At 65.1% G+C, this 13,198-nt stretch carries 15 protein-coding genes; 3 read left to right on the forward strand and 12 right to left on the reverse strand.

Features of this window, described 5'->3' with window-relative positions; translation table 11 throughout:
- Positions 1-21: 21 nt before the first annotated feature.
- The 12 genes from AC07Q9_RS29005 to AC07Q9_RS29060 form a co-directional block, all read right to left on the reverse strand.
- Positions 22-1,059, reverse strand: a complete 1,038-nt coding sequence (locus AC07Q9_RS29005; RefSeq protein ID WP_495312675.1) for an ABC transporter permease — start codon at positions 1,057-1,059, stop codon at positions 22-24.
- Positions 1,025-2,560, reverse strand: coding sequence for a sugar ABC transporter ATP-binding protein (locus AC07Q9_RS29010; protein ID WP_495312676.1), 1,536 nt, complete (start codon positions 2,558-2,560; stop codon positions 1,025-1,027). Before AC07Q9_RS29010 ends, AC07Q9_RS29005 begins: the two co-directional genes overlap by 35 nt.
- Complete coding sequence (locus AC07Q9_RS29015; RefSeq protein WP_492683114.1) at positions 2,557-3,726, reverse strand: ROK family protein; 1,170 nt, start codon at positions 3,724-3,726, stop codon at positions 2,557-2,559. Before AC07Q9_RS29015 ends, AC07Q9_RS29010 begins: the two co-directional genes overlap by 4 nt.
- Positions 3,727-3,976: 250 nt before the next feature.
- Positions 3,977-4,396 carry a F0F1 ATP synthase subunit epsilon gene (locus tag AC07Q9_RS29020; RefSeq protein WP_489062057.1) on the reverse strand — a complete coding sequence of 140 codons (420 nt, stop codon included), beginning with the start codon at positions 4,394-4,396 and terminating at the stop codon, positions 3,977-3,979.
- Between the two features lie 18 nt (positions 4,397-4,414).
- A complete protein-coding gene (gene atpD, locus AC07Q9_RS29025; RefSeq protein WP_062480184.1) occupies positions 4,415-5,830 on the reverse strand; it encodes a F0F1 ATP synthase subunit beta in 1,416 nt (471 codons plus the stop codon).
- 43 nt (positions 5,831-5,873) lie between these two features.
- Positions 5,874-6,749 carry a F0F1 ATP synthase subunit gamma gene (gene atpG / locus AC07Q9_RS29030; RefSeq protein WP_489062055.1) on the reverse strand — a complete coding sequence of 292 codons (876 nt, stop codon included), beginning with the start codon at positions 6,747-6,749 and terminating at the stop codon, positions 5,874-5,876.
- Positions 6,750-6,782: 33 nt separating this feature from the next.
- Complete coding sequence (atpA, locus tag AC07Q9_RS29035) at positions 6,783-8,396, reverse strand: F0F1 ATP synthase subunit alpha (protein WP_095747008.1); 1,614 nt, start codon at positions 8,394-8,396, stop codon at positions 6,783-6,785.
- A gap of 47 nt (positions 8,397-8,443) precedes the next feature.
- On the reverse strand, positions 8,444-8,974 hold the full coding sequence (locus AC07Q9_RS29040) for a F0F1 ATP synthase subunit delta (protein WP_095950109.1): 531 nt from the start codon (positions 8,972-8,974) through the stop codon (positions 8,444-8,446).
- Between the two features lie 7 nt (positions 8,975-8,981).
- Positions 8,982-9,452, reverse strand: coding sequence for a F0F1 ATP synthase subunit B (locus tag AC07Q9_RS29045; protein WP_062480176.1), 471 nt, complete (start codon positions 9,450-9,452; stop codon positions 8,982-8,984).
- A 33-nt stretch (positions 9,453-9,485) separates the two neighbouring features.
- Positions 9,486-9,755 carry a F0F1 ATP synthase subunit C gene (gene atpE / locus AC07Q9_RS29050; RefSeq protein ID WP_056576471.1) on the reverse strand — a complete coding sequence of 90 codons (270 nt, stop codon included), beginning with the start codon at positions 9,753-9,755 and terminating at the stop codon, positions 9,486-9,488.
- Between the two features lie 49 nt (positions 9,756-9,804).
- Entirely contained in the window at positions 9,805-10,683 is an 879-nt protein-coding gene (atpB, locus tag AC07Q9_RS29055) for a F0F1 ATP synthase subunit A (RefSeq protein WP_489062052.1), read from the reverse strand.
- 26 nt (positions 10,684-10,709) lie between these two features.
- Complete coding sequence (locus tag AC07Q9_RS29060) at positions 10,710-11,180, reverse strand: ATP synthase subunit I (RefSeq protein ID WP_056576477.1); 471 nt, start codon at positions 11,178-11,180, stop codon at positions 10,710-10,712.
- A gap of 137 nt (positions 11,181-11,317) precedes the next feature.
- Here AC07Q9_RS29060 and AC07Q9_RS29065 point away from each other — a divergent pair, with 137 nt between their 5' ends.
- The 3 genes from AC07Q9_RS29065 to lipB are packed head-to-tail and all read left to right on the forward strand — an operon-like array spanning position 11,318 to position 13,196.
- Entirely contained in the window at positions 11,318-12,211 is an 894-nt protein-coding gene (locus tag AC07Q9_RS29065) for a D-amino acid aminotransferase (RefSeq protein ID WP_495312677.1), read from the forward strand.
- Positions 12,208-12,525: a YbeD family protein gene (locus tag AC07Q9_RS29070; RefSeq protein WP_489062048.1), complete on the forward strand. Its 318-nt coding sequence runs from the start codon at positions 12,208-12,210 to the stop codon at positions 12,523-12,525. Before AC07Q9_RS29065 ends, AC07Q9_RS29070 begins: the two co-directional genes overlap by 4 nt.
- The gene (gene lipB, locus AC07Q9_RS29075) at positions 12,522-13,196 is read left to right on the forward strand and encodes a lipoyl(octanoyl) transferase LipB (RefSeq protein WP_101493840.1); all 675 of its coding nucleotides are present in this window, start codon (positions 12,522-12,524) and stop codon (positions 13,194-13,196) included. The genes AC07Q9_RS29070 and lipB overlap by 4 nt, the downstream gene beginning before the upstream one ends.
- Positions 13,197-13,198 lie beyond the last annotated feature (2 nt).

A 13,198-nucleotide genomic window follows, 5' to 3' on the forward strand; every position in this document is an offset into this window, starting at 1 on the left:
AACGGAACGAACAACGAAAAACTAGCGGCGTCCGCGCTGCAGGAACGCGACGACGATGATCACGAAGCCCTGGACGGCTGCGTTCAGGTACACGCTGATGATGCTGGTGAGGTTCAGGATGTTGCTGATGACCGAGAGCAGGATCGCGCCCACCACCGTGCCGGTGATGCTGCCCGCGCCGCCCTTCAACGCGGTGCCGCCGACGATCACCGCGGCAATGGCTTCGAGCTCCCACAGCAGGCCCGTGGTCGGCGAGGCCGAGCCCAGGCGCGGCACGTACAGCAGCGTCGCAATGCCCACGCACACGCCGAGCAGCACGTAGGTGAGGATCTTCACGCGGTCGACGTCCACGGCTGCGTAGCGCGCCACCTGCTCGTTGGAACCGATGGCCTGCACGTAGCGTCCGTAGGCCGTGCGGTTCAGGATGACGCCGCCGATGATCGCGACGATCACGAACACCCACACCGGCACCGGGATGCCTGCAAGGCTCGCGTAGTACACCGGCGCGTAGAGGTCCGACAGCTCGTTGTCGAGCGTGAGCGCGCCGCCGTCGGCAAAGTACGTGAGGTACGCGCGGAAGATGCCCAGCGTGCCCAGCGTCACGATGAAGGGCTCGATGCGCCCCTTGGTGATGAGCAGGCCGTGTGCCAGGCCGAACAGCGCGCCGAGCACCACGGCGAGCACCGCGCCCATCATCACCGCCATCAGCGGCGAGCCCGAGGCGGGTCCGGCCCAGTTGATGAACATGATCACGCTGCCCGCGATGAGCGCGGCCATCGAGCCCACCGACAGGTCGATGCCGCCCGAGATGATCACGAAGCACATGCCCACCGCGATGATGCCGATGAAGGCGGTGCGCGTGAGCACGTTCATCGCGTTGTCGACGGTCGCGAAGTCGCTGTTGAGCAGCGTGCCCGCGATGCACAGCAGCACGAGGCCAATGACCGGGCCGAGGCCGTGCAGGCGCTCGGTCCAGCGCGGCGTGCCTTCGCTGCGGTGTTGCTGCTGCGGCTGCCGTGCGGCGTCAGGCTGCGTGGGTGTCTGCGGTTCCAGTGGCATGAGCGATGAGCTCCTCTTCAGTCAGGTGGGTCGCGTCCAGCGTGGCAACGAGCCGGCCCGCGCGCATCACCGCGACGCGGTGGCACAGGCCGATCAGCTCCATCAGCTCGGACGAGACGACGATCACCGCGAGGCCTTCGCGGGCGAGTCGCTGGATCAGGAAATAGATGTCGCGCTTGGCGCCCACGTCGACACCGCGCGTGGGCTCGTCGAGCACCACCACCTTCGGCTGCGGCTGCAGCACCTTGGCGAGCGCGAGCTTCTGCTGGTTGCCGCCCGACAGCGACGAGGCGCGCACGTCGAGAGAGCCGGTGCGGATGCCGTAGTCCTTCACAGCCTCGCCGAGCGCCGCGCGTTCCGCGTCGGGCTTGAGCCAGGGCTGCGCATAGCGCTCGAGCGCCATCAGCGTGAGGTTCTGGCGCAGGCCGAAGTGCACGTGCAGGCCCTTGCCCTTGCGGTCTTCGCTGAGGTAGGTGAGGCCGTGCTTCGCGGCATCGCGCGGGTTGCGCCAGCCCTTGCCATGCGGCACGGGCTCGCCGCGCATTTCGACCGTGCCGCTCGCGGGGCGCAGCCCGAGCAGGCCTTCGAAGAGTTCGGTGCGGCCCGCGCCGACGAGGCCCGCGAAGCCGAGGATCTCGCCGGGGCGCACCTCGAAGCTCGCGTCCTGCGCCCAGCCGGGCACGCTGAAATTGCGCACGCGCAGGGCAGGCTTGTCGGCGGCCACGACGAGGTCGCGCGGCGGGTACAGGTCGGCGAGTTCGCGGCCCACCATGAGGTTGGCCATCTGCTGGCGCGAGACCTCGGGCGTGGGTGCGCGCGCCACGAAGCGGCCGTCGCGCATCACGATCACCTCGTCGGTGACCTGTTCCACCTCGTCGAGCTTGTGCGAGATGTAGACGATGGTCACGCCGTCGGCGCGCAGCTGCGCGATGAGCTTGAACAGGCGCTCGGTTTCGCCGGGCGTGAGCGTGGCGGTGGGCTCGTCCATGACGAGCAGGCGCGCGCGGCGGGCGATGGCCTTCGCGATCTCGACGAGCTGCTTCTCGGCGACGATGAGCCGACGTACCTTGGTGCGCGGGTCGATGGCCAGGCCCACGGCGGCGAGCGCGGCGGCGGCGTCGCGTTCCATTGCGGCGTCGTCGAGCAGCCAGCCCTTTTTCTTCTCGTGACCCAGGAAGATGTTCTGCGCCACGCTGAGGTCTTCGGCGAGGTTGAACTCCTGGTGGATCAGCACGATGCCCAGCGCCTCGGCATCGCGCGAGCTCGTGAAGCTTTGCGGCTGGCCGTTGATGCGCAAGGTGCCGCTGGTCAGCGACTCGTAGCCCGACAGGATCTTCATCAGCGTGGACTTGCCTGCGCCGTTCTCGCCGAGCAGGCCGTACACGCGCCCCGGCGCGAGCGCGAAGCTCACGCCGTGCAGCACCTGCACGGGGCCGAAGGCCTTCACCACGCCGTCGAACTCGACGGCCACGCTGCCCTTGGTTGTCACGGCGTTCGTCATGGCGCCACCCCGCGGGCCTTGAGCGTTTCCTGCATCGCCAGCACGCCCGCGCCGACGAGGCCGCCCTGCGTGCCCAGCGGCGTGTACTGGATCTCCAGGTGCCGCGTCGACAGCGCGAGCGAGCGCTGGTAGACGCTCTGGCGCACGGCCGCGAGAAACAGCGGCCCGATGCGCGTGATGCCGCCGCCGATGAACACATGCGACGGATTGAAGAAGTTGACGACCGACGCGAGCATCTGCCCGATGAGGCTGCCCGCGCGCTGGATGATGGCGTTGGCCGCCGGGTCGCCGCCGCGGCTGGCCTGGCCCACATCGAAGGCATCGATGCGCCCGCGCGTGCGCAGGCACTCGGCGAGCGTTTCGCTTTCGCCGGCTTCGGCCGCCTGCATCGCCATGCGCGTGATCGCGGGGCCGGCCGCCATCGCCTCGACGCAACCCAGGTTGCCGCAATGGCAGCGCGGGCCTTCCTGGTCGACGCAGATGTGGCCCACGTCGCCGGCCGAGCCGGCCGCGCCGCGGTACACCTCGCCGTGGCAGACGATGCCGCAGCCGATGCCGGTGCCGATCTTGATCACGAGGAAATTGGAGAGCGAGCGCCGCAGCCGCCACAGCTCGCCGAGCGCCATCAGGTTGACGTCGTTGTCGACGAACACCGGCGCGGCATAGTCCTCGCGCAGGTAGTCGCGGATCGAGAAGCTGTCCCAGGCCGGCATCAGCGGCGGGTTCACGAGCTGACCGATTTCGAAGTTGACCGGGCCGGGCACGCCGATGCCGATGCCCAGGACGTTGCGTGCGCCCTGCCCGCAACGCGCGAGCAGTTCGCGCATGAGCACGCGCACACGGGCCAGCACCACGGCCGGGCCTTCGCGCACGTCGGCGGCTTCCTCGTGCTGGGCGAGCACCGTGAGGTCGGGGCGCAGCACCGCGACGTCGAGGCTGGTGGCGCCGATGTCGATGCCGACGAGCACGCCGAGTTCGGCATTGAGCTGGAGGTTTTCGGCGCGCCGCCCGCCCGAGGAGCGCTGCAGGCCGGCCTCGGCGAGCAGGCCCTGGTCGACCAGGCCGGCGATGAGGCCGTTGGCCTTGCTCTTGGAGAAGCCGAGCTGTTCGGCCATGGCATGGCGCGAGCCGCCGGCCGACCAGAAGGTCGATTCCAGCAACCGCATTTCGTCGGTCGTGATGCCGCTCCAGGGTGCCACGCGTTTGTCTCCGCTCTTTTTGGAAAGGCGCCGGTCGAACGATCGGGTGATCGGCCGCCGGGCGAAGGCGAATACTAGGAGGGCACCTTCAGCCGGGCAAGGCTTAACTTCGACCTATTTCAAATCAAACTTGCCCGCAACCTGGACTGGACGGACGAAAAAAAAGCCGCCCGGAGGCGGCTTCTCGTTGCGTCTGCCCGAAGGCAGAGGCGTTGATTTACTTCTTCTGGCGGTACTTGCGCAGCGCAGCGATCTGCGCAGCCATCACGGCCAGTTCCGACTGCGCCATCGCGATGTCGATGTCGCTCTTCGCGTTCTTCAGCGCTTCCTCGGCGGCCGCCTTGGCATGGTTGGCCTTCTCGTCGTCGAGGTCCTTGCCGCGGATCGCGGTGTCGGACAGCACGGTGACGGCGTCGGGCTGCACTTCGAGAATGCCGCCGGCCACGAAGACGAACTCTTCGCCGCCATCGGCCGTTTCGATGCGCACGGCACCCGGGCGGATGCGCGTGATCAGTGGCGTGTGACGCGGATAGATGCCGAGCTCACCGGCTTCACCGGGCAGCGCGACGAACGTGGCTTCGCCCGAGAAGATCGACTCTTCCGCGCTGACCACGTCGACGTGAATGGTGTTGGCCATCTGAGTTCCTATGCCGCCTTAGGCGACCTTCTTGGCTTTTTCGAACGCTTCGTCGATGGTGCCGACCATGTAGAACGCTTGTTCCGGCAGGTGGTCGGCTTCGCCGTTCACGATCATCTTGAAGCCGCGGATGGTTTCCGACAGCGGCACGTACTTGCCCGGCGAACCCGTGAACACTTCGGCCACGTGGAACGGCTGCGACAGGAAACGCTGGATCTTGCGGGCGCGGGCCACGGCGAGCTTGTCGTCGGGCGCCAGTTCGTCCATGCCCAGAATCGCGATGATGTCGCGCAGTTCCTTGTAGCGCTGCAGCGTGCCTTGCACGGCGCGGGCCACGTTGTAGTGCTCTTCGCCGACCACGTTCGGGTCGAGCTGGCGCGAGGTCGAGTCCAGCGGGTCCACGGCGGGGTAGATACCCAGCGAAGCGATGTCACGCGACAGCACCACGGTCGAGTCCAGGTGGGCGAAGGTCGTGGCAGGCGACGGGTCGGTCAAGTCGTCGGCAGGGACGTACACGGCCTGGATCGAGGTGATCGAGCCGACCTTGGTCGACGTGATCCGCTCTTGCAGACGGCCCATTTCCTCGGCCAGCGTCGGCTGGTAGCCCACGGCGGAAGGCATGCGGCCCAGCAGTGCCGACACTTCGGTACCGGCCAGCGTGTAGCGGTAGATGTTGTCCACGAAGAACAGCACGTCACGGCCTTCGTCGCGGAACGACTCGGCGATGGTCAGGCCGGTCAGGGCCACGCGCAGACGGTTGCCCGGGGGCTCGTTCATCTGGCCGTAGACCATGGCGACCTTGGAGTCTTCGAGCTTCTCGAGGTTCACGACGCCGGAGTCGGCCATCTCGTGATAGAAGTCGTTGCCTTCACGGGTACGTTCACCCACACCGGCGAACACCGACAGACCCGAGTGGGCCTTGGCGATGTTGTTGATGAGTTCCATCATGTTCACGGTCTTGCCCACGCCGGCACCACCGAACAGGCCCACCTTGCCGCCCTTGGCGAACGGGCACACCAGGTCGATCACCTTGATGCCAGTTTCCAGCAGGTCTTGCGACGGCGACAGTTCGTCGTACGCGGGAGCCTTGCGGTGGATGGAGGCGGTCAGCGTCTGGTCGACCGGACCGCGCTCGTCGATGGGCGCGCCCAGCACGTCCATGATGCGGCCCAGCGTCGCCTTGCCCACGGGCACGGTGATGGGGGCTTGCGTGTTGGTCACGATCAGGCCGCGGCGCAGGCCGTCGGAAGAACCCAGCGCAATCGTGCGGACCACGCCGTCGCCGAGCTGCTGCTGGACTTCGAGCGTCAGTGCGCTGCCTTCGAACTTGAGGGCGTCGTAGATCTTGGGCATCTTGTCGCGCGGGAATTCCACGTCGACCACAGCGCCAATACACTGAACGATCTTGCCTTGAACTGCTTCTGCTTGAGCCATGTCTGCTCCGATAAAAATTTAAATCTGTTGAGGTCCGAAGGGCTCAGACACCGGCGGCCGCCGCAGCGCCCGAAACGATTTCCGAGAGCTCCTTGGTGATGCCGGCCTGGCGGGTCTTGTTGTAGACCAGCTTCAGCTCGCTGATCACGTTGCCTGCGTTGTCGGTGGCAGCCTTCATGGCCACCATCCGCGCCGAATGCTCGGACGCCATGTTCTCTGCCACGCCCTGGTAGACCAGCGACTCCACATAGCGAACCAGCAGCTCGTCGATCACGCTTTGCGCATCGGGCTCGTAGATGTAATCCCACGAATGCTGGCCTTCCTCGACTTGCAGCGAGTCAGCGGCCAGCGGCAGCAGCTGCTCGACGAGCGGCTCCTGCTTGATCGTGTTGATGAACTTCGTGTAGCACAGGTACACGGCCGAGAGCTTGCCTTCCGCGTAAGCGTCGAGCAGCGTCTTGACCGGACCGATGAGCTTGTCCAGATGCGGCGTGTCACCCAAGTGGGTGACGTGTGCCACCACGCGGGCGCCGATGCGGTTCAGGAAGCCGAGGCCCTTGCTGCCGATGGCGACCGACTCGATGGCCACGCCAGCGGCCTGCGCTTCGCGCAGCTTGGTCGTCACGGCGCGCAGCAGGTTGGTGTTCAAGCCACCGCACAGGCCCTTGTCGCTCGTCACGATGATGAAGCCGATCGCCTTGGCGTCGTTCTTCTTCATGAAGGCGTGCGTGTACTCGGGATTCGCCTTGCCAAGGTTCGCCGCAATGTTGCGGATCTTCTCGCTGTAGGGGCGTGCGGCACGCATGCGCTCTTGCGCCTTGCGCATCTTGGAAACCGAGACCATTTCCATGGCCTTGGTGATCTTCTTGGTGTTCTCCACCGATTTGATCTTGCCGCGGATTTCCTTACCAGCTGCCATATGAGCTCCTTCTTGCGTCGGTCAAAAGGTCGCTCAGGCGAACGACTTCTTGAACGAGGTGGCTGCGGCCAGCAGTTCGGCTTCGGCGTCCTGGCACACCTTCTTGAAGGCCTGCTTTTCTGCGCTGTCGTCCGGCTTGGCGGGCTTGGCATCCCACTTGGCACCGTTCTTTTCCATGGTCTCGAGCAGCGCAGCATGGCTGGTCTTCAGGAGCTGGTGGAAGCCGTGTTCGAACGGGAGCACCTTCTTGACTTCGATGTCGTCCATGAAGCCCTTGTTCACTGCGAACAGCGTGGCATTCATCAGCGAAATCGGCAGCGGGCTGTACTGGGTCTGCTTGAGCAGTTCCGTCACGCGCGCACCGCGGTCGAGTTGCTTGCGGGTCGCTTCGTCGAGGTCGGAAGCGAACTGCGCGAACGCGGCCAGTTCACGGTACTGGGCCAGGTCGGTACGGATACCGCCCGACTGGTTCTTGATCAGGTTGGTCTGCGCCGACGAACCCACGCGCGACACCGAGATACCGGCGTTGATGGCGGGGCGGATGCCGGCGTTGAACAGGCTGGTTTCCAGGAAGATCTGGCCGTCGGTGATCGAGATCACGTTGGTCGGAACGAAGGCGGACACGTCGCCGGCTTGCGTTTCGATGATCGGCAGTGCGGTCAGCGAACCGGTCTTGCCCTTGACTTCACCCTTGGTGAAGGCTTCGACGTAATCGGCGTTCACGCGGGCTGCGCGCTCGAGCAGACGGCTGTGGAGATAGAACACGTCGCCGGGGTAGGCTTCGCGGCCTGGCGGGCGGCGCAGCAGCAGCGACACCTGACGGTAGGCCACGGCCTGCTTGGACAGGTCGTCATAGACGATCAGGGCGTCCTGGCCGCGGTCGCGGAAGTACTCGCCCATCGTGCAGCCCGAGTAGGCCGACACGTACTGCATGGCAGCCGATTCGGAGGCCGAAGCAGCCACGACGATGGTGTAGTCCATCGCGCCGGCTTGTTCCAGCGAGCGCACCACGTTCTTGATCGACGAAGCCTTCTGGCCGATCGCAACGTAGACGCAGGTCATGTTCTGACCCTTCTGGTTGATGATCGCGTCGATCGCCACGGCGGTCTTGCCGGTCTGGCGGTCGCCGATGATCAGCTCGCGCTGGCCACGGCCGACGGGCACCATCGAGTCGATCGACTTCAGGCCGGTCTGCATCGGCTGGTCGACGGACTTCCGTGCGATCACGCCGGGAGCGACCTTTTCGATCACGTCGGTCATCTTGGCGTTGATCGGACCCTTGCCGTCGATCGGCTGGCCCAGTGCATTCACCACGCGGCCGATGAGCTCGGGGCCCACGGGCACTTCCAGGATGCGGCCCGTGCACTTCACGGTGTCGCCTTCGGAGATGTGCTCGTACTCGCCCAGAATCACGGCGCCGACCGAGTCGCGCTCGAGGTTCAGCGCCAGGCCGAACGACGGCGTGCCGTCAGCCGTGGGCGGGAACTCGAGCATTTCGCCTTGCATCGCATCCGACAGGCCGTGCACGCGCACGATGCCGTCGGTCACCGAGACCACGGTGCCCTGGTTGCGGATGTCGGCGCTGACGCCAAGGCCTTCGATACGGCTCTTGATCAGTTCGGAAATTTCTGCGGGATTGAGTTGCATGACTCTTTCCTTCTTTCAATAAATAGGGCCAACCGCGGCTCGCCGCCTCAGGCGGTGAGCGCTGCTTTCATTTGTTCGAGACGCGCCTTGACGGAGGTGTCGAGGACTTCGTCCCCCACCACCACACGGATGCCGCCGATCAGCGAAGGATCGGATTCCACACGCGTGTTCAGCGTGCGACCGAAACGGCGTTGCAGCGCGACGGCGACCTCGGCGAGACTCGCCGCGTCGATCGGGAAGGCGCTGTAGATCACCGCGTCGGACGTGCCGCCCTTGGCGTTCTTGAGCTCGCGGTACTGAGCCGCGACTTCGGGCAATGCAGCGAGCCGGCCGTTGTCGATCACCGTGCGCAGGAAGTTCTTGCCGGCGTCCGGCAAGGCTTGCGGCAGCAGACCGGAGATCAGGTCGAAGACCTGTTCCGGCGACACCTTCGGGTCGGCAGCGAACTGCAGGAGCTGGGGATCGGCAGCGAGAGCGGCCAGCTGGCCGATCCAGCCGGCCGTGCCTTCGAGGTCGCTCGAAGTAGCCTCGAAGAGCGCGTCCGCGTAGGGGCGGGCAATGGTCGCAAGTTCGGCCATATCGTCCTCAGAGCTCGGTCTTCAGGCGCTGGAGCAGGTCGGCGTGGACACCGGCATTGACTTCCTTGCGGAGAATCTGCTCGGCACCCTTGACGGCCAGTGCAGCGACCTGCTCACGCAGGGCTTCACGGGCACGCACGGACTGCTGTTCGGCTTCGGCGTGCGCGTCGGCCACGATCTTGTTGGCCTCCACCGTTGCACGGCCCTTGGCCTCTTCGATGATCTGCTGGGCGCGGCGCTCGGCATCGGCCAGGCGGCTGGTGGTCTCGTTGCGAGACTGAACCAGTTCCTGCTCGACGCGCTGGTTGGCGGAAGCGAGTTCAGCCTTGGCCTTCTCGGCGGCCGCCAGGCCCGCAGCGATCTTTTGTGCGCGTTCATCCAAAGCCTTCGCGATGGGCGGCCACACGAATTTCATCGTGAACAGCACCAGCAGCAAGAAGACGATGGCCTGAACGAACAGGGTCGCGTTGATACTCACGGCAACACCTTTCTGGAGTGGCGTTGAACCGGCTTACTTGGGCAGGTTGGCCAGCAGGGTCGCGGCGAACGGGTTGGCGAAGGCGAACAGCAGGGCGATGGCCACGCCGATCAGGAAAGCCGCGTCGATCAGACCAGCCAAGATGAACATCTTGGTCTGCAGGTCGTTCATGAGCTCAGGTTGACGGGCCGACGATTCCAGGAACTTGCCACCCATCAGCGCGATGCCGATGGAAGCACCGATGGCGCCGAGACCGACGATCAGACCACAAGCGAGAGCGACGAGACCGAGAATGTTTTCCATGATGACTCCTTAGAACAGATTTAAAGCAAACGAAAAGAAAAAGGGAAACTCAATGCGCCTCATGCGCCTGGCCCAGATAGATCAGGGTCAGCATCATGAAGATGAAAGCCTGCAGCGTGATCACCAGGATGTGGAAGATCGCCCAGACAGTGCCGGCAATGATGTGCCCGATGGGCAGCAACACACCGGAGAACGAGGCCGCCATGGCACCGCCCATGAGGGCGATGAGCATGAAGACGAGCTCGCCTGCATACATGTTGCCGAACAACCGCATGCCGTGCGAGACCGTCTTGGCCAGGTACTCGATGACCTGCATCAGCAGGTTGATGGGCCACAGCAGAGGGTGGGCACCGAAGGGCGCGGTGATCAGCTCATGGCCCCAGCCGCCCAGGCCCTTGACCTTGACGCTGTAGAAGAGGCACAGGAGCAGCACGGAAGTCGAAAGACCGAGCGTGGTCGAGAGGTCGGCGGTCGGCACGGCACGCATGTAGGCGTGGTGCGGATCGTGGCCCAGGGCCGAGTAGACCTGGGTCCAGATGGCCGGCAGCAGGTCGACCGGCAGCATGTCCATCGCGTTCAGCAGGAAGATCCAGACGAACACGGTGAGTGCCAGCGGCGCAATGAACTTGCGGCTCGCGGCGTTGTGAATGTTGGCCTTGGCCTGGTTGTCGACCATCTCAACCAGGATTTCGACCGCCGCCTGGAAACGGCCGGGCACGCCGGGCGTTGCCTTGCGGGCAGCCAGCCACAGCACGAAGCAACCCAATGCGCCAATGATCAGCGCGTAGAGCACCGAGTCAAGGTTGATGACGTTGAAGTCAACAATGGCGGATTGAACGACGGGCTTGAGGCTCCAGTCGACTTGCCAGTGCTGGAGGTGGTGAACGATGTATTCACTCGCGGTCGGGGCGTGTCCTTCGGCGGCCATCTTTCAGCGTCTCTCTTCCAAAACAGTCAAATCCGGTTCAAAAATTTGGGCCGCACCAACAGTGCCACCCAGTACATCTTCATGGCGACCACCACGCCAGCCACCATGGCCAGCCAGACGAGCCCCCCGATCAGCCACGGCGCCGCAGCCAGCAAGGCAACGGTCAGCGCGATCTTGATCATCTCCCACACAAAAAACCTCAACATGACAGCCTGCGACGGCATGCCCGGTTTGCGCCGGACACCGCGGACAAACAAGGCCGCGGGGATCGCTACTGTCATGGCTCCGTAAAACGCCGAGATTGCAGCCTCGGATCGCGCCGTCCAGATCCACGCCAGGCAAGCTACCACCACACCTGCAGCCACTTGGGCTGCGATCACCCACCAGGGTGACAGCTCGGGGTTTTGCTCGCGCAACTTCTGGGCCTCTTCGGCCGTGAGTGGCTTGAAATCTGATTCTTCGGCGTCAACCTCAGGGACAGGGGCGTTGGTTGTCATTCGAATGCACCCCGTGTTTGTCCCCGGAGAATTTTACAAAGCCATTGATTATAAGTAAAACCTAGCGGGGTCCCGACATAACGTGACACTTCGTCGACAGTTCTGCACCGAGTGTGGCGTCCGCCCATAATTTGCGGATGCAAGACATCACCTCGGCACTGCCCGACACGCCGTGCTTTCTCAACGGCGAATTCACCCCCCTGCGCGACGCGAAGATCAGCGTCCTCGACCGCGGCTTCATCTTCGGCGATGGCATCTACGAAGTGATCCCCGTCTACTTCGGAGCGCCCTTCTGCTTCGACGAGCACATCGCGCGCCTCGAGCGTTCGCTGGCTGAGTTGCAGATCGACAACCCCTACACCCGCGACGAATGGCGCGCCATTGCAACGCAGCTTGCCGCGCCGCTGGGCCAAGCACCGCAGGCCGTGTACTTCCAGGTTTCGCGCGGCGTCGCACCCCGTGACCACGCCATGGTGCGCGGCCTGCGCCCCACGGTGTTCGCGATGGTGAACCCCCTGCCGCCGGTGGCCGATGCGGTGCGCGCCAAGGGCGTGGCCTGCGTCACCGCCGACGACTTCCGCTGGCAGAAGGCCCACATCAAGAGCACCAGCCTGCTGGGCGCCGTGCTCGCGCGGCAGATCAGCGTCGAGGCCGGCGCGACCGAAACCGTGATGTTCCGCGGCGACTGGCTCAGCGAGGCGTCGTCGAGCAATGTGTGGATCGTGAAGGACGGCACACTCATCGGCCCGCCCAAGGACAACCTCGTGCTGACCGGCATCCGCTATGGCCTGCTCGAGCGCCTGTGCCGGGATAGCGGCATTCCCTTCGCGCTGCGCCGCGTGTCGCGTGACGAAGTGTTCGGCGCCGACGAGCTGCTGCTGTCCTCGGCCACCAAGGAAGTGTTGCCCGTCATCACACTCGATGGCCAGACCATTGGCAATGGCCGTCCCGGCCCCATCTACCAGAGCTTGTATGCCGCCTACCAACAGGCCAAGCAACGCAACGCTGAGAAGCCAGGAGCCCTTGCATGACCGACAACACCACGCCCCCGACCGACGACACCACCGCCCCGATCCCCGACCCGCGCAAGGAATCGCTGATCGAGTACCCCTCGCAGTTCCCGATCAAGGTGATGGGCGCCAAGACCGACGGCCTGGTGCACGCCATCACGCAGATCGCCGAGCGCTTCGACCCGGCCTTCGACGCCACCACCGTCGAGCTGCGCGACAGCAAGGCCGGCAACTACCTGGGCGTGACCATCACCGTCACCGCCACCAGCCGCGAGCAGCTCGACGACCTGTACCGCGCCCTGTCGTCGCACCCGTCGGTCAAGGTCGTTCTTTGACCATCGAAGCGCAGTCGCTCGGCCGGGCCGACTACCTCGCCACCTATGCGGCGATGCAGCGCTTCACCCAGGAGCGTACGCCCGAGAGCCCCGACGCGCTATGGATTTGCGAGCACGACCCCGTGTTCACTCAAGGGCTGGCGGGCAAGACCGACCACATCCTGGCCCCCGGCCCGATCCCCGTCGTGCAGACCGACCGGGGCGGGCAGGTCACCTTCCACGGCCCCGGCCAGGTGGTGGCCTATCCGCTCATCGACCTGCGGCGCGCGGGCTACTACGTCAAGGAATACGTCTACCGCATCGAGGAATCGGTGCTGCGCACGCTCGCCCATTTCGGCGTGACCGGCCATCGCGTGCCGGGCGCCCCGGGCATCTACGTGCGCCTGGACGACCCGTTCTCGCATGCCGCACTCACCGGCCCGATGCCCGGCGCCGACCCGTTCCGGGGCCTGGGCAAGATCGCCGCGCTGGGCATCAAGGTGAGCCGCCACGCCACTTACCACGGTGTGTCGCTCAATGTCGCGATGGACCTCGAACCCTTCTCTCGCATCAACCCTTGCGGCTACGCGGGGCTGAAAACGGTCGACCTTTCTACAATCGGCGTCCAAACCACATGGGAAGAAGCTGCCGGCGTGCTGGGCCAGAAGCTCATCACCTTCCTGGCACCGTAGCA

This window comes from Variovorax sp. GW821-FHT09A10 (assembly GCF_059418385.1).

Bases quoted from the DNA above. Each gene is read 5' to 3' on its own strand.
- AC07Q9_RS29005 (WP_495312675.1), bottom strand. From the start codon at position 1,059: ATGCCACTGGAACCGCAGACACCCACGCAGCCTGACGCCGCACGGCAG.
- AC07Q9_RS29010 (WP_495312676.1), bottom strand. From the start codon at position 2,560: ATGACGAACGCCGTGACAACCAAGGGCAGCGTGGCCGTCGAGTTCGAC.
- AC07Q9_RS29015 (WP_492683114.1), bottom strand. From the start codon at position 3,726: ATGCGGTTGCTGGAATCGACCTTCTGGTCGGCCGGCGGCTCGCGCCAT.
- AC07Q9_RS29020 (WP_489062057.1), bottom strand. From the start codon at position 4,396: ATGGCCAACACCATTCACGTCGACGTGGTCAGCGCGGAAGAGTCGATC.
- atpD (WP_062480184.1), bottom strand. From the start codon at position 5,830: ATGGCTCAAGCAGAAGCAGTTCAAGGCAAGATCGTTCAGTGTATTGGC.
- atpG (WP_489062055.1), bottom strand. From the start codon at position 6,749: ATGGCAGCTGGTAAGGAAATCCGCGGCAAGATCAAATCGGTGGAGAAC.
- atpA (WP_095747008.1), bottom strand. From the start codon at position 8,396: ATGCAACTCAATCCCGCAGAAATTTCCGAACTGATCAAGAGCCGTATC.
- AC07Q9_RS29040 (WP_095950109.1), bottom strand. From the start codon at position 8,974: ATGGCCGAACTTGCGACCATTGCCCGCCCCTACGCGGACGCGCTCTTC.
- atpE (WP_056576471.1), bottom strand. From the start codon at position 9,755: ATGGAAAACATTCTCGGTCTCGTCGCTCTCGCTTGTGGTCTGATCGTC.
- atpB (WP_489062052.1), bottom strand. From the start codon at position 10,683: ATGGCCGCCGAAGGACACGCCCCGACCGCGAGTGAATACATCGTTCAC.
- AC07Q9_RS29060 (WP_056576477.1), bottom strand. From the start codon at position 11,180: ATGACAACCAACGCCCCTGTCCCTGAGGTTGACGCCGAAGAATCAGAT.
- AC07Q9_RS29065 (WP_495312677.1), top strand. From the start codon at position 11,318: ATGCAAGACATCACCTCGGCACTGCCCGACACGCCGTGCTTTCTCAAC.
- AC07Q9_RS29070 (WP_489062048.1), top strand. From the start codon at position 12,208: ATGACCGACAACACCACGCCCCCGACCGACGACACCACCGCCCCGATC.